This is a genomic window from Paracoccus pacificus (genome assembly GCF_042680785.1).
GTDB classification, from domain to species: Bacteria; Pseudomonadota; Alphaproteobacteria; order Rhodobacterales; family Rhodobacteraceae; genus Paracoccus; species Paracoccus pacificus.
Genome location: NZ_JBHUEN010000043.1, coordinates 428360 through 444030, shown reverse-complemented (window position 1 = coordinate 444030; position 15671 = coordinate 428360). Strand labels below are relative to the sequence as shown.

General features: G+C 66.6%; 13 protein-coding genes. 5 read left to right on the top strand and 8 right to left on the bottom strand.

All coding sequences use genetic code 11. The features are described 5' to 3' along the window. The first annotated feature begins 11 nt into the window (after positions 1-11). Positions 12-614 (top strand): pyridoxamine 5'-phosphate oxidase family protein, encoded by a 603-nt coding sequence (locus tag ACFSCT_RS14615; RefSeq protein ID WP_379143897.1) that lies wholly within the window; start codon positions 12-14, stop codon positions 612-614. 9 nt (positions 615-623) lie between these two features. Here the strand turns inward: ACFSCT_RS14615 and ACFSCT_RS14610 are convergent, their stop codons facing one another. Further along, complete coding sequence (locus tag ACFSCT_RS14610; protein ID WP_379143895.1) at positions 624-3125, bottom strand: GcvT family protein; 2502 nt, start codon at positions 3123-3125, stop codon at positions 624-626. Positions 3126-3308: 183 nt separating this feature from the next. On the opposite strand from ACFSCT_RS14610, the gene panC reads away from it, so the two are divergent. Continuing rightward, a complete protein-coding gene (gene panC / locus ACFSCT_RS14605; protein WP_379143894.1) occupies positions 3309-4166 on the top strand; it encodes a pantoate--beta-alanine ligase in 858 nt (285 codons plus the stop codon). A gap of 13 nt (positions 4167-4179) precedes the next feature. Beyond that, positions 4180-5031, top strand: a complete 852-nt coding sequence (gene panB / locus ACFSCT_RS14600; protein ID WP_379143893.1) for a 3-methyl-2-oxobutanoate hydroxymethyltransferase — start codon at positions 4180-4182, stop codon at positions 5029-5031. 16 nt (positions 5032-5047) lie between these two features. Here the strand turns inward: panB and ACFSCT_RS14595 are convergent, their stop codons facing one another. Beyond that, positions 5048-6040 carry a 2-hydroxyacid dehydrogenase gene (locus tag ACFSCT_RS14595; RefSeq protein ID WP_379143892.1) on the bottom strand — a complete coding sequence of 331 codons (993 nt, stop codon included), beginning with the start codon at positions 6038-6040 and terminating at the stop codon, positions 5048-5050. 132 nt (positions 6041-6172) lie between these two features. Between ACFSCT_RS14595 and ACFSCT_RS14590 the strand changes: the two genes are divergently transcribed. Next, complete coding sequence (locus ACFSCT_RS14590; RefSeq protein ID WP_379143890.1) at positions 6173-6838, top strand: SH3 domain-containing protein; 666 nt, start codon at positions 6173-6175, stop codon at positions 6836-6838. Continuing rightward, positions 6835-7773, top strand: a complete 939-nt coding sequence (locus ACFSCT_RS14585) for a cation diffusion facilitator family transporter (RefSeq protein ID WP_379143888.1) — start codon at positions 6835-6837, stop codon at positions 7771-7773. Before ACFSCT_RS14590 ends, ACFSCT_RS14585 begins: the two co-directional genes overlap by 4 nt. Here the strand turns inward: ACFSCT_RS14585 and ACFSCT_RS14580 are convergent. The 6 genes from ACFSCT_RS14580 to ACFSCT_RS14555 all read right to left on the bottom strand — a co-directional run bounded on the left by ACFSCT_RS14580 (position 7751) and on the right by ACFSCT_RS14555 (position 15667). Next, a complete protein-coding gene (locus tag ACFSCT_RS14580) occupies positions 7751-8149 on the bottom strand; it encodes a hypothetical protein (protein ID WP_379143886.1) in 399 nt (132 codons plus the stop codon). The genes ACFSCT_RS14585 and ACFSCT_RS14580 overlap by 23 nt on opposite strands. 105 nt (positions 8150-8254) lie before the next feature. Then, positions 8255-10315: a M3 family metallopeptidase gene (locus ACFSCT_RS14575; RefSeq protein ID WP_379143885.1), complete on the bottom strand. Its 2061-nt coding sequence runs from the start codon at positions 10313-10315 to the stop codon at positions 8255-8257. Between the two features lie 42 nt (positions 10316-10357). Further along, positions 10358-11443, bottom strand: a complete 1086-nt coding sequence (locus ACFSCT_RS14570) for a HesA/MoeB/ThiF family protein (protein ID WP_379143883.1) — start codon at positions 11441-11443, stop codon at positions 10358-10360. A 2-nt stretch (positions 11444-11445) separates the two neighbouring features. Continuing rightward, positions 11446-11904 (bottom strand): dUTP diphosphatase, encoded by a 459-nt coding sequence (gene dut, locus ACFSCT_RS14565; protein ID WP_379143881.1) that lies wholly within the window; start codon positions 11902-11904, stop codon positions 11446-11448. Beyond that, positions 11901-13442 carry a Ppx/GppA family phosphatase gene (locus tag ACFSCT_RS14560; RefSeq protein ID WP_379143880.1) on the bottom strand — a complete coding sequence of 514 codons (1542 nt, stop codon included), beginning with the start codon at positions 13440-13442 and terminating at the stop codon, positions 11901-11903. Before ACFSCT_RS14560 ends, dut begins: the two co-directional genes overlap by 4 nt. Positions 13443-13501: 59 nt before the next feature. Next, positions 13502-15667, bottom strand: coding sequence for an RNA degradosome polyphosphate kinase (locus tag ACFSCT_RS14555; protein ID WP_379143878.1), 2166 nt, complete (start codon positions 15665-15667; stop codon positions 13502-13504). Positions 15668-15671: the final 4 nt, after the last annotated feature.

Sequence of the window (15671 nt, the reverse complement as noted above, 5' to 3'; positions counted from 1 at the left end):
AGGGACCGAGGATGAACTGGCTGAAACCCGAAGACCTGGCGCGGCTTTACGGCACGCCCGGCCCGGCCTCGGTCGAGAAGGTCAGCGACCGGATAACCCCCGACTATGCCGCCTTTATCGAACGGGCGCGCTTCTGCGTGCTGTCGACCGTCGGACCCGAAGGCACCGACGCCAGCCCGCGCGGCGATGACGGGCCGGTGGTGCGGATATTGGATCCCGGCCATATCGCCCTGCCCGACTGGCGCGGCAATGACCGGATCGACAGCCTGAAGAACATCACCCGCGACGGCCGGGCCAGCCTGATGTTCATGGTCCGCGGCTCGGGCAATGTCATCCGCGTGAACGGCAGCGCGCGGGTGACCGATGACGCGGGCCTGCGCGACAGCTTTGCGCGCGACGGCAAACCGCCCCGCACGGTCATCGTGCTGAACGTGGCCGAGGTCTATTTCCAATGCGCCCGCGCCGTCATCCGCGCGGCGCTGTGGGCGGGACAGGACGATTCCGCCGGCCTTCCCACCCCGGGCCAGATACTGGCGCGGCTGACCGAAGGCCGCGTTGGCGGCACGGAATACGACAAGGCTTGGCCCGCCCGCGCCGCCGCCTCGATGTGGTAGGGCTGCGGATCAGCCGTTCTGGCGGATCCGTTCGTTGCCGGGATCATAGGGCGAATCCTCGGTCACTTCGGCGTCGTAAAGATCGCCCAGCATGCGGACCTTTACCCGGGTCCCGGCAGCGGCCAGATCGGGGCGGACATAGCCCATGCCGATCTGTTTGCCGAAGGCGACCGAATAGCCGCCCGAGGTCAGCCGGCCGACGCGCTTGCCGTCCAGGAACACACCCTCGCGCCCCCATGGGTCGGCATCGGCCGGCCCGTCGATCAGCAGGGTCACGCAGGCGCTGCGGATGCCCTTGTCCAGCATTGCCTGTTTGCCCCTGAAATCCTTGTCCAGATCGACAAAGCGGTCCAGCCCGGCCTCCAGCGGGGTCGCGTCGCGGCCAAGCTCGGTGCCGAAGGCGCGGTATGATTTTTCCTGCCGCAGCCAGTTCTGCGCCCGCGCGCCGACCAGCTTCAGACCCAAGGGCTCGCCCGCTTCCATCAGACGGTCGAACAGGTGGTTCTGCATCTCGATCGGGTGGTGCAATTCCCAACCGAGTTCACCCGTATAGGCCACGCGGATCGCCATGACCGGGACCATGCCCAACTCGATATCCTTCGCCGACAGCCATGGGAACCGCTTGTTCGACAGCGCGGTCGCCGGATCGGCATCGCGGATCAGGCGCGCCAGAACATCGCGGGAGGCCGGTCCGGCGATGGCGAAAACGCCCCATTGCGTGGTCACATCCTGAACGCTGACGAAATCACCGCCCGCCGCCATGAAATCCTGAACCGATTTCAGCAGGTTGTCGCGGTCGTAATCGGCCCATGCCCCGGCCGACACCAGATAATAATCATCCTCGGCCCGCCGGACGATGGTGTATTCGGTCCGCGTCGTGCCGGTTTCGGTCAGCGCATAGGTCAGGTTGATGCGCCCGACCTTCGGCAGCTTGTTGGTGGTGAACCAGTCCAGAAACGCCGTCGCACCGGGTCCCGACACGCGATGCTTGGCAAATGCGGTCGCGTCGATCAGGCCGGCTGCGTTGCGCACCGCCTCGGCCTCGGCCCGGGCGTATTGCCACCACCCGCCGCGCCGGAAGCTGCGGGCGTCGTGGTCGAAGTTTTCCGGCGCGTCGACCGGGCCAAAGTAATTCGGCCGCTCCCAGCCGTTCACCTGCCCGAATTGCGCCCCGCGCGATTTCTGCCGGTCATAGGCGGGCGAGGTGCGCAGCGGCCGGCAGGCGGGGCGTTCTTCGTCCGGGTGATGCAGGATGAAAACGTGGTCATAACATTCCTCGTTCTTCCGCGCGGCATATTCGGTGGTCATCCATGACCCGAACCGGCGCGGATCAAGCGCGGCCATGTCGATCTCGGCCTCGCCTTCGGTCATCATCTGCGCCAGATAATGCCCGGTACCCCCGGCGGCGGTGATGCCAAAGCTGAAGCCCTCGGCCAGCCACATGTTGCGCAGACCCGGCGCCGGTCCGACCAGCGGGTTGCCGTCGGGCGTATAGCAGATGGGGCCGTTGAAATCGTCCTTGAGACCCACCGTCTCGGAGGTTGGGATGCGGTGGATGAAGGACATGTATTCTTCCTCGATCCGCTCCAGATCAAGGGGGAACAGATCGGCGCGGAAACTGTCGGGAACGTCATACAGAAAGCGCGCCGGCGCGTTCTTCTCATACGGGCCAAGGATCCAGCCGCCGCGTTCCTCGCGCACATACCATTTCGCGTCGGCATCGCGCAAAACGGGATGTTCGGGGTTGCCCTCGGCGCGCCAGGCGGCAAGCGCCGGGTCGGGTTCGGTCACGATATACTGGTGCTCGACCGGGATGGCGGGGATCTTGATGCCCAGAAGCCGCGCGGTCCGTTGGGCATGGTTGCCGGTCGCGGTGACGACATGCTCGGCCCGGATCTCGAAGATCTCGCCCGAGGGCACGAGGTTGCCACCCTTCTCGACCATACGCTCACATTCGACGATCCATTCGCTGCCGGTCCAGCGATAGGCGTTGACCTGCACACGGCGTTCGATCACCGCGCCGGCCATGCGGGCGCCCTTGGCCATCGCCTGCGTGACATCGGCGGGGTTGATATAGCCGTCGGTCGGGTGGAACAGCGCGCCCTTCAGATCCTCGGTGCGGACCAGCGGCCAGCGTTCCCTGATCTGCGCAGGGGTCAGGAACTGATGTTCGATCCCGATGGTTTCGGCGGTCGAGGAATAAAGCTTGTATTCGTCCATCCGCGCATCAGTCTGGGCCATGCGCAGGTTGCCGCAGCGGGTAAAGCCCGCGTTCAGCCCGGTTTCGGCCTCGAGCCCGGCATAAAGCTTGACCGAAAAATCATGAATATGCCCGGTCGCGTAGCCCATGTTGAACAATGGCAAAAGACCCGCCGCATGCCAGGTTGACCCCGCCGTCAGCTCGTCCCGCTCGACCAGCATCGTTTCCCACCCGGCCTTTGCCAGCGCCAGCGCGATGCCGCAGCCGACCGCGCCGCCGCCCACCACCAGAACCTTCGTCTGCGTCTTCATCCGGGCCACTCCTTCACCCTGTTCCAGCTCCGTTACTGCCAGAGCCAGCGCCGGGTGAGCTTATCGGCCCGACCTTTGGCAGCCAAAAACGACATGCTGCGCCGCAGCACTTGCGTGAAACCGCACCGATCCGCTAGGTTGTCGGGCATCTTCGGGTCTGGCGCCCGGTTGCGGGGGGAAGAAATGCGGATTTGCCGCAGCAGGCAGGACATGCGCGATTGCGTGGCATCCTGGCGGGCCGATCGGCAGGGGGTCGTTCTGGTGCCGACCATGGGCGGATTGCACGACGGGCATCTGACGCTGGTCGCGCGCGCCCGCGACTGGCTGGATCGGCGCGGCGGCGGCAGGGTCGTCACCTCGATCTTCGTCAACCCCATGCAATTCGACCGGAAAACCGATCTGGCGAATTATCCCCGCGACGAGGATGACGATCTTGCCCAGTTGCGCGCCGTGGGATGCGACGCCGTGTTCCTGCCGCCGGTCGACGAGATCTATCGACCCGGGGCGCAGACCGTGGTCGAGGTCACGACGCTGTCGCGCATTCTGATGGGCCGGCTGCGCCCCGGCCATTTCCGCGGTGTGTCGACGGTGGTGACGAAACTTTTCAATATCGTCGAACCTGACGCCGCCACCTTCGGCGAAAAGGATTATCAGCAACTGACCCTGATCCGGCAGATGGTCGCGGATCTGGACATCCCGGTCGAGATCATCGCCGTGCCGACCGTGCGCGAAGCCGACGGGCTGGCGATGTCCTCGCGCAACCGGCGTCTGACACCACCGGACCGCGCCGCCGCAACCGTCCTCAGCCGGGCGCTGGACCGGGCCGGAACGATGGTCGCCGCCGGTGCCGGCGTGACGACCCTCCGCCGCGAGGTCACGCGCATCCTGACGGCCGAGCCGCGCGCCGATGTGCAATCGGTCGACATCCGCGATGCCGCCGACCTGTCCCGCGTCACCGCGATCGACCGTCCGGTGGTTGTTCTTCTGGCCGTCCGCTTTGGCGAGGTACTGCTGATCGACCAGCGCGTCATCCATCTCTGAAAGGAGCGCCCGCATGTCCGCCCGTCCCGCCGCCACGACCGCCGCGAACGGCCCGGCCACAGTCGATGCCCCGCTTCGCCGCATGACCGTGCCCCAGATCGCCGCGCGCAAAGGTGCCGAGCCGATCGTCGCGCTGACCGCCTATACCGCGCCGATGGCCCGGATCGTCGATGCCCATGCCGACGTGATCCTTGTCGGTGACAGCCTTGGCATGGTGGTCCACGGCATGGACAGCACCCTTGGCGTGACGCTGGAGATGATGATCCTGCACGGGCGGGCGGTCATGCGCGGCAGCCGTCGGGCGCTGGTCGTCGTCGATATGCCGTTCGGCAGCTACGAAGAAAGCCCCCAGCAGGCGTTTGGCAACGCCGCCCGCGTCATCGCCGAAACCGGCTGCGCGGCGGTCAAGCTGGAAGGCGGGGCCCGCATGGCCGACACGATCCGGTTTCTGACCGAGCGCGGGATTCCGGTGATGGCCCATATCGGCCTGACCCCGCAGTCGACGAACATCATGGGCGGTTTCAAGACGCAGGGGCGCGACGAAGCCAGTTGGCCCGCGCATCTGGCCGATGCCCGCGCCGTCGCCGATGCGGGGGCGTTCTCGCTGGTGATCGAGGGGGTGGTCGCGCCGCTTGCCCGGCAATTGACCGAAGCGGTGCCGATCCCGACCATCGGCATAGGCGCCTCGGCCGAATGCGACGGGCAGATTCTGGTGCTTGACGACATGCTGGGGATGAACGCGCGGACGCCCAAATTCGTGAAACGCTATGCCGAGATCGGGCGCGACATCGACGCGGCCATCGCACGCTATGCCGCCGAAGTCCGCAGCCGCGATTTTCCGGCCGAGGATCAGCTTTACCGCTGACCCCCTCGGCGGCTTTCTACAGCATCGACGGCAGGACCAGATCCGGCGGCCGGTGACCGTCGGCGAAGGTCTTGATGTTGATGATGACTTTCTCGCCCATCTCGGCCCGGCCCTCGACCGTGGCGCTGCCCATATGGGGAAGCAGGACGACATTCGGCAGCGCCCGAAGCCGCGGGTTGATCTGATGGCCGTGCTCGAACACATCAAGCCCCGCGCCCGCGATCTCGCCCGCGCGCAGCATCCGGGTCAGCGCGTTTTCGTCGATGACCTCGCCGCGCGAAGTGTTCACGATCACCGCCGTCGGCTTCATCAGCTTCAGCCGCCGGGCGTTCATCAGATGGAATGTACTGGGGGTATGGGGCGCGTTGATGCTGATGATGTCCATGCGGCTGACCATCTGATCAAGGCTTTCCCACCATGTCGCGTCCAGCTCTTGCTCGATCTCGGGGCGCAGGCGGCGGCGGTTGTGGTAATGGATCTGCATGCCGAAGGCGCGGGCGCGGCGCGCGACCGCCTGCCCGATCCGGCCCATGCCAAGGATGCCAAGACGCCGCCCGCCGACCCGGCCGCCCAGAAAGGCGGTCGGCGCCCAGCCGCGCCACTCGCCCGCCTGCATCACGGCCTGCCCCTCGGGTATGCGGCGGGTCACGGCAAGGATCAGCGCAAGGGTCATGTCGGCGGTGTCCTCGGTCACCACACCGGGGGTATTGCTGACCAGAATGCCGCGTTGCCGGGCCGAATGGACGTCGATGTGATCCACCCCGGCGCCATAATTCGCGATCAGCTTCAGCTTGTCGCCCGCCTGCGCCAGCATGCCCGCGTCGATCCTGTCGGCCACCACCGGCACAAGCACGTCGGACCGGCGCATCGCGTCGACGATCTGATCCCGGTCCATCCGCGCATCCTCGGACGGCGCAAGCGTCACGTCGAACAGTTCCTGCATGCGCGTCTCGACCGGCTGCGGCAAGCGGCGGGTCACGGTGACTTTCAGGCGGTTGGCTGGGGACATCGGGCGTTAATCCTTGGCGGATGGGCTTTCCGCATCTTCCATCGTCGGCGGTTATTTGGCAAACTGCCGCGCAACAGGGGTCGGCACAAGACCCCGTGCATAGGCAGAGCAATGGGACAAAGGCGCCCGCATATGTCCGACAAAGGCATTCGGCCCGACAGCGAAGCATATCGCGGCGGGCATTGGAAAACCATTATCGCGGGGGTGGTGGCCGCCGCGCTGATGACATTGGCCTCGGCCGAGCTGCGCCCCGCGCATGCCCAGACCGGCGACCCCGCCGCCAAAGGCAGCGCGGCGGAAACGGCGGTCGAGGCGATCGAACAGACCGCGCCGGCCCCGATCAGCCCGCCCGCCGAGCAGCGAAGGCCGGATCGCGGCAGCGTCACCAATCTGCCGATCCCGCGCTATGTCAGCCTGAAAGGGTCCGAGGGCAACGCCCGTCGCGGACCATCCCTGACCCATCGCGTCGACTGGGTATTTCGCCATGCCGGCATGCCGCTGCGCGTCACCGCCGAATTCGGCCATTGGCGCCGGGTCGAGGACCGGGACGGCGCCGGGGGCTGGGTGCATTACGCGCTGCTGTCGGGCGTGCGCACCGCGATCGTTCTGGATGACATGACCGACCTTCTGGCGCGCCCCGATCCGCAGGCGCAGGTCGTCGCACGCGCCGAGGCCGGCGTGATCGGCCGGCTTGGTGCGTGCAACCCGGATTGGTGCCAGATCACCGCCGGCGGCGAAAAGGGCTGGGTGCGGAAAACGTCGCTATGGGGCGTCGATCCGGATGAAATCCGGGAATGAACGCCGCGCATTCCTCGCCGAAGCCCGACATCCGGCTGGCGGTTTCCGCCGGGATCGGATCGCTTAGCGTCGCGGTTCTTCTGACCGGCATGAAGGTCTGGGCGCTGTGGCAGACCGGCTCGCTTGCCGTCGCCACCTCGCTTGCCGACAGCGCGCTTGACCTGCTGATGTCGGCCGCGGCGCTGGCCGCGATCATCTATGCCGCCAAGCCCGAGGATGACGAACACAGTTTCGGCCATCACGCGGTCGAGGATCTTGCCGTCCTCGCCCAGTCGCTTCTGGTGCTGGGATCGGCCGGGGTCATCGCATGGCTGTCGATCGGGCGGCTGATGTCCAGCACGCCGCCGACCCTTGCCAACGAGACTGCCGGCAGCGCCGCGATGCTGCTGTCCATGCTGATCACATTCTGTCTGGTCGCGTGGCAAAGCCATGTGGTGCGAAAGACCGGCAATCAGGTCGTGGCGGCGGACCGGCTACATTACCTGTCCGATCTGTTGCCCTCGATGGGGGCCATTTTGGCGCTGCAACTGTCCCAGCGCCTCGGCTGGACCCATGCCGATGCGGTCATCGGGCTGATCGCCGCCGCCTATATGATCCGCAGCGCCGCGCAGCAGGGCGGCTCGGCATGGAACGCGCTGATGGATCATCAGGCCGACCCCGAGGTGATCGCGACCGTCACCCGGCTGGCGGATTCATGGCCCGGTGTTCTGGGCTGGCACGACCTGCAGACGCGCCGGTCGGGCAGCCGGAACTTCATTCACCTGCATGTCGAGCTGGACGGCACCCAGCCGCTGAAGACCGCCCATGACATCGGCGCCGGGCTGCGCGCCGCGATCCTGCGGGAATTGCCCGATTCCTATGTGATCATCCACAAGGATGTCTGGCAGGACCACGACCACACCAGCGGCGAGGCTAGGAACAGCGTCGATAGGTGAATGTCGGGCGCCCCGCCTCGGCCAGCGTCAACCCGATCGCATTCGGTGTCAGCACGACCTGCCGCGACCAGGTTTCCCCCTCGCCCTGACAGTTCAGCGTCAGGGCGGTGCCGCCGCCGTTCACGGCTGTGCTGGAGGCTGTCGTGCATTGCGATTCATAGAACTGCAGGCTGCGCCCCGCGATGATCAGCCGCCCCTCGCCCGTGCCGGGATTGGCGCAGGCAGCGGGATCAAGATTGTATGATCCGGCGAGCCCCAGCGGGGAAGCAGGCTGACCGGGCGGCTGAGCGGGCGTCGGCGCGGGTGTCGGGGCGGCGTCGACGCAGGCCAGCAGCAGCAACGGCAGCCCCAAAAGCGGCAGGGTTTTCGGTGTCATGGCGTGCCTCCTTCTGTTCAGGGCCAACCCGCGGCGGGCGGCTTGCGTTCCCCGCATCGTCACCACACCCCGACTTCCCGCCGACACCGGGCCGTCACCAGGCCGTCAACCCGCCGTCAGCCCGCGTCCTTTCAACAGCGGCTCCACCCCCGGCATGCGGCCCCGGAACCGCGTCCAAAGCTGGTCGGCGGGCTCGGATCCGCCCTGCGACAGGATCGTTTCCTCCAGCCGCCGGGCGGTCGGCGGATCGAAGGGATCGCCGGCTTCCTCGAAAGCGGCAAAGGCGTCGGCATCCATCAGTTCCGACCACATATAGCTGTAATAGCCGCTGGAATATCCGTCGCCGGAAAAGACATGGGCGAAATGCGGGGTGGCGTGACGCATCGGAATGGCGTGCGGCAGATCCAGTTCGGCCAGCACCTCGGCCTGCCGCGCCATCGGATCGGCAGGCGGCGGGCCATCGTGAAAATCCAGATCGACCAGCGCCGAAGCCAGATATTCGACGGTCGAGAACCCCGCATCGGCATTGGCCGCCGCCAGCAGCCGTTCGCGCAGCGCGTCGGGCATCGGCTCACCCGTTTGGGCGTGGCGGGCGTGCTTGGCCAGAATCTCGGGCACCGACAGCCAATGTTCGTAAAGCTGGCTGGGCAGTTCGACGAAATCGCGCGCGACCGAAGTGCCCGAGATCGACGGATATGTCACGTTCGACAGGATGTGGTGCGTCGCGTGGCCGAATTCATGAAACAGCGTGCGGGCATCGTCCCAGGACAGGAACGCGGGCGCTCCGGGTTGGCTCGGCGGGGTGAAGTTGCAGATATTCGTCACGATGGCGCGCTGGTCGGGGGCCATCAGCCGCTGGACCTGCAAGGACGAGCACCACGCCCCCGACCGCTTCGAGGGCCGGGCGAAATAATCGCCGACGAAGGTCGCCATATGCCGGTCACCGCGCAGAACGTCCCAGGCGCGCACCTCGGGGCGCCAAAGCGGTGCCGCAACGGGGACAAAGCTCAGCCCGTAAAGGCGCCCGGCCACGTCGAACACCGCGCCCAGCATGGCGTCGAGCGTCAGGTAGGGCTTGACCTCCTCGGGGTCGATGGCGTGTTCGGCGCCGCGCCGCTGCCGGGCGTAGAAGCGCCAGTCCCACGGCTCCAGCACGCCGTTGACGCCATCGGCGTGCAGCATTTCGGTCAGGCGCGCGGCATCCGCCTCGGCGCGGGCGCGGGCGGGGCCCCAGACCTGCATCAGCAGATCGCGGACCCGGTCGGCGCTGCCGGCCATCTCGGGTTCCAGCTTGAAAGCGGCAAAGTCGGCATAGCCCAGAAGTTGCGCCCGTTCGTGGCGCAATTGCAGGATTTCCGCCGCGATCCGGCGGTTGTCCGTCGCGTCCCCGCCCGCACCCGTGCCGTCACCGCGCCCGGTCCATGCGCGCCACGCGATTTCGCGCAGGTCGCGCCGCGCCGAATATTCCAGAAACGGCACGATCAGCGAGCGGCCGAGCGTCAGCGCATAACCTTTGATCCCGCGTTCGCGCGCCGCCGCCGCCATCATGTCGCGCAGCGATTGCGGCAGCCCGTCCAGATCGGCTTCGGTCAGCGGCAGGACATAATCCCGCTCATCCGCCAGCACGTTCTGCGAAAACTGGTTCGACAGCACCGCCAGCCGTTCCCGGATGGCGGCCATACGGTCGCGCTTGGGCCCGGTCAGTGCGGCACCGGCGCGGCGGAAATCGCGCAGGTATAGTTCGGTCACGCGGGCCTGTTCGGGGTTCAGCGCGTCGGGGGCGTCCGAAACCGCCTGAATGCGGGCAAACAGGCGCGGGTCCATGACGATACGGGTGTTATGCGCGGCCATGCGCGGGGCCAGATCACGCTCCAACGCCTGCCGGTCGGGGTTGGCGTCGGCCGAGGCGAGCGTGTAGAACACCGCCGCTACCTTGTTCAGCGGCTCTTCGGCCAGTTCCAGCGCGGCGATGGTGTTGTCAAAGCTGGCCGGTTCGGGATTGGCGGCGATCATCTCGACCGCCCGCTCGGCTTCGGCCAGCGTGGCATCGAAGGCGGGGGCGAAATCGGCATCCCGGATCAGGTCGAAACGCGGCAGGCCAAGCGGGCCGGTCCAGTCGGTCAATTGCGGATTGATTGCGGTCGTCTTGTCGGAACTGTCAGCCATCTTTGCCCCTTCGCAAATGGCCCTGCTGCGGGCGGGCAAAGCCTATCGCCCCGCCTTGGTCTGCGCCAGCCCCCCGCAGACCGGGCAATCGGTGCGCCTTTCGACCGCGATGGTGCGGGTTTCGGACCACAGCCCGTCAAAGATCATCAGCCGCCCCCGCAGATCCTGCCCGCCGGTCCCGCCGATTTCCTTGATCGCCTCCAGCGCCATCAGGCTGCCCACGACCCCCGGCAGGGCGCCGACCACACCGACCTCGGCGCAGGACGGGGCAAGGCCCTGCGCGGGGGGTTCGGGGAAAATGCAGGCCATGCACGGCGCGCCGCGGGCGGGATCGTACAGGGTCACCTGCCCCTCCCACTGGACGATGGCACCGCTGAGCAGCGGGATGCCAAGCGTCACGGCGGCGCGGTTGACGGCGGCGCGGGTCGCAAAGCTGTCGCTGCCGTCGATGATCAGGTCATGACCGGCCAGCAAACCCTCGGCATTGGCATCGTCCAGACGCCGGGCGACGCCGGTGACCTCGACATGCGGGTTCAGGGCCCGCAGACGCGCTATCGCCGCCCCGGTTTTCGGCTGGCCGACCTGATCGGTGTCGAAGATCACCTGCCGTTGCAGGTTCGACAGGCTGACGGCATCGTCGTCGATCACCGTGATCCGTCCGACACCCGCCGCCGTCAGATACATCAGGACCGGCGCGCCAAGCCCCCCCGCCCCGATCACCGCGACCCGCGCCCGGGACAGCCGCTGCTGGCCCGGTCCGCCAAGCTCGCGCAGGGTGATGTGGCGGGCATAGCGGTCAAGCTCGGCCCCGCTCAACCGCCCGGGAACGGCTGAAGGCGCATGGGTGGGCGGCGCATCGGGGGGCGGCTGATGTGTGTCGCGCGAGTCGCCCGTGTCGGCCCGGCGCCGAACCCAACCGAGCCCCCACAGATAAACCTGCAGGATCGCCGCGATTCCGGCCAGCACCAGCCAATGCCGCGCCTGCCCCGGAATCGACCCGGCCAACCCCGGCGCCGCGATCCGCAGCCCGGCGATCACCACTGAGGCCGCCGCAATACTCGCCATGACCGCCCAGCCGCGCCAAAGCGCCAGACCCGTCGCCGCGACCAGTATCAGCGCGGCCGCCACGGCTATCCCCGCCCGGTCGAGCCGAAGCCGCCCTGACCGCGTTCGGTCTCACCCAGTTCCCGCACCTGCCGGAAGCCGGCCTGAACGACCGGCGCGACGACCATCTGCGCGATGCGCTGGCCATGCTCGATCGTGACCGGCTCCGCGCCCAGATTGATCAGGATCACCCCAAGCGGGCCGCGATAGTCGCTGTCGATCGTCCCCGGCGCGTTCGGCAGGCTGATGCCCTCTTTCAGGGCCAGACCCGAACGGGGGCGGATCTGCACCTCATAGCCAAGCGGAATCTCGATGCGCAGCCCGGTCGGGATCAACCGCCGCTCACCCGGGGCAAGGATCACCGGCTGCCGGTCGGCGAATTGCGCGCGCACGTCGGCACCAGCCGCGCCCGCCGTTTCATAGCTGGGCAGGCCAAGCGCCTGATCGGCCCATTCCTCGAAGATCACGTTGATGGTTGGCGTCATATCCCCTGCACCTCGGCGGTTGCGTTCAATGACCCGGCGAGCGAGCGGAACCGCGCATCGGCGACCTCTCCGAACAGCGCCCTGCCCTTTTTCGTCAGGTTCAGACGCAGCGTATTGGTCTTGTCGTTGAATTTCAAAGTACCGGCGGATTCGGGATCCTTCACCGCGAACATGGCGCCAAAGCGCATCGCCTTGCCCAGCACCTCGGCATCCCGGATCTGCTCGTCGGTCAGCAGCTTGAACAGCGGCGCCATCGGTGAGTTGTTGCGGCTGTTCTTATAGCGATGCAGCAGCGCCAGCCCCACGAACACCCGCTCGGGGTGTGAGATCGCGGCCATGTTGGCGCGGGTCACATTGTCGAAACAGGCGTCGGCGCGATAGTCGGGGTGCGCGCGCCACGCGGTGTCGTGCAAAAGACAGGCGGCGCGGATCAGCCGGTCACGCTCGGGCGTCACATCGGCGAACAGGGGTTGCAGAAACGCATACAGCTTTTTGCCGAAACCCGGCATGCGCGACATCTGCTTTTCGGAAAACCGCGCGGCCTCGATCAGCGGATCGCGCTTGCGCAGCGCGGTGGACATCTGTTCGTACAGCATGCCCTCGCGGATACCGTATGAGGATATCGCGATTTCCTTGGGCTGGAACGTCTCGACCAACTGACGCAGGACCTTGCTGGCCAGCGGCACAAGCTCCATCCGCGCCGAGGATATGCCGACCCGCGAGCGCAATTCGTTGGGGTCGCTTTCGGCGATCCAGTTCACCGTCTCGTCGATGGCGGCGGGGTTCATCCGGTATTCATGCAGAACCGTCATCGGATAGCCGGTCCGTTCCATGTCCAGCCGCGCGATGGCCCGCCAGGATCCGCCGACCAGAAAGATCGTGTCGTGGTCGGTGCCCATTTCGGCGGCCAGTCCCTCGACGATGCCGGCAATATGCTTTTTCAGCGCCTTGTCGCCGCCTTCGACCTGTTGCAGGCGGAACGGCCCCAGCGGCGAGGTGACGCAGCGCCCGACCTTGCCGCCCGAAAGCTCGGCCAGCTCCATCGAGCTGCCGCCGATGTCGCAGACCAGACCGGAAGCCTCGGGCCAGCCCAGCGCCACGCCCTGCGCCGACAGGTTCGCCTCTTCCTCGCCGCTGACCACCCACAGCTTCAGCCCGGTCTGTTTCTCGACCTCGCGGCGAAATTCGTCGCCATTCGCGGCCTCGCGCACGGCGGCGGTGGCCACGCAGGTCAGTTGTTCGATCTCCATCGCATCGGCGATCAGCGCAAATCGGCGCAGCGCCGACAGCGCGCGTTCGACACCCTTGGGGTTCAGAATGCCGGTGCGGGCCAGACCATCGCCAAGCCCGGCCATGACCTTTTCGTTATAAAAATAGGCGGGCGACCGGGCGGCGCCGTCGAACACCACCATACGAACCGAGTTCGAGCCGACATCGACCACGCCCACGCGCTTCAGCGACCGGGCCGAGGGCTTTGGAAAGATCGGGCGCCCAAAAGGCTCAAACTTTCCACCCGAGGCGGTTTTGACTCGGTTCATATCGGCATCCTTCGATTCCCCGTCACGCATTTCTCTCTAGCCCTGCGGTGTGCAGGGGTTCAATCCTGACCGTGTGTCAGCGCAGGGACGTCGCGCGCCCCGGCCGAACCCCGACCCGACAATGACGGGTTTTCCATGAAGAACCGGTGACAGGAAAACAGGTCGTCCCTGCCGTCGGGCAGGTAACGCAGGAAGCGTCCGTCAGGTTGCAGCAACCAGCTTTGCGCCTCATCGGCCATATTCGCGGCCATGATCTGGCTGACGATCTGCGCCTTCACCGTGTCGTTCAGGCATTCGACCAGCGTTTCGACCCGCCGCGACAGGTTGCGCCCCATCCAGTCGGCCGAACTGATGAACACCCGCGCCTTCTTGCTGGGCAGGCCGTGGCCGTTGCCGAAACAGACGATTCGCGAATGTTCCAGAAACCGCCCGACGATGGATTTGACCCGGATATTTTCCGACAGTCCGGCAATTCCGGGCCGCAGCCCGCAAATCCCGCGCACCACGAGGTCGATCCGCACCCCGGCCTGACTGGCGGCATAAAGCGCGTCGATGATGTCGGGCTCGATCATGCTGTTCATCTTGGCCCAGATCGCCGCGGGCCTGCCGCGACGCGCCATATCGGCCTCGCGCGCGATCAGGTCGAGCAGACGGTCCTTCATGTCGATCGGGCTGATGGCAAGGTTTTCCAGCCCCTCGGGCTGAACATAGCCGGACAGGTAGTTGAACACCTTGGTCGCGTCACGCCCCAGCGCCGGATCGCAGGTGAACAGCGACAGGTCGGTATAGATCCGCGCCGTGATCGGGTGATAATTGCCGGTGCCGTAATGGGTATAGGTCACCAGCGAGTCGCCCTCGCGCCGGACCACGGTGCTGATCTTGGCGTGGGTCTTGTATTGCACGAAACCATAGACCACATGCGCGCCCGAGCGTTCCAGCCGGCGCGACTGGCGGATGTTCGCGGCCTCGTCGAAGCGCGCCTTCAACTCGACCAGCGCGGTGACGGATTTGCCCGCCTCGGCAGCCTCGCACAACGCCTCGACGATCGGGCTGTCGCGGCTGGTGCGGTACAGGGTCTGCTTGATCGCCAGAACGTCCGGGTCGCGCGCCGCCTGCTGAAGATAGCGCACCACCATGTCGAAGGTCTCATAGGGGTGATGCAGCAGCACGTCCTTTTGCCGGATCGCCGCGAACATGTCGCCGTCATGATCCTGAACCCGCTCGGGCACCCGCGGGGTAAAGTTCGGCCATTGCAGGTCGCGGCGGTTGTCGAGGATCAGTTCGCGCACATCGGCCATGCCGACCAGCCCCTCGACCTCGACCATCTCGTCGGTGGTGACGTGCAGTTCCTGCATGATCAGCCGCCGCAGCCGGTCGGGCGTGCCCGAGCTGAGCTTGAGCCGGATCACGCTGCCCCGGCGGCGGCGCTTCAGCGCGGTTTCAAATTCCCGAACCAGATCCTCGGCTTCGTCCTCGACCTCCAGATCGCTGTCGCGCAGCACCCGGAAGATGCAGTGCCCGACGTCGCGATAGCCGGGGAACAGGCTGCCGAGGTTCATCAGCAGCAGATCCTCCAGCCGCAGGAACCGCTCATTCCCCGGCAGGGCGATGAACCGCGCCACCTGCTGCGGGATCGGCAGCAATGCCTGCATCTGACGGCCATCGCTTTCGCGCGCCAGTTCCAGACCAAGCGAAAGCCCGGCGTTCGGGATGAAGGGAAACGGGTGCGCGGGGTCGATGGCCATCGGCGACAGGATCGGCAGAACCTGTTCCTGAAAATACCGCCGCAGGAACGCCTCGTCCGCGCGGGTGACGCGCGACCGGGACAGGATCGCGATATTCTGCGCCTCCATCTCGCGGCGCAGCCGGTTCCACACGGTTTGCTGCACGCCCATCAGACGGCGCGCATCGGCGTTGATCAGCGCCAGTTGCTCGACCGGGGTCAGGCCGTCGTCGGACAACTGGCTGTTGCCCTCGCGGACCCATTCCCGCAGGCCGGCAACGCGGACGGTATAGAATTCGTCAAGGTTGGTGGCGCTGATCGACAGAAACCGCACCCGTTCCAACAGCGGGACGCGATCGTTGCGCGCCTCGTCCAGAACCCGCCAGTTGAACGCGAGCCAGCTTAGTTCGCGGTTGAAGAACCGCGCCGGCCCTTCGGGCACGCCGCCCGGCAATACCGTCGGCTCAGGGATCGGGGTCTTGAGGAAATCAGCCTTGGTCATCGTC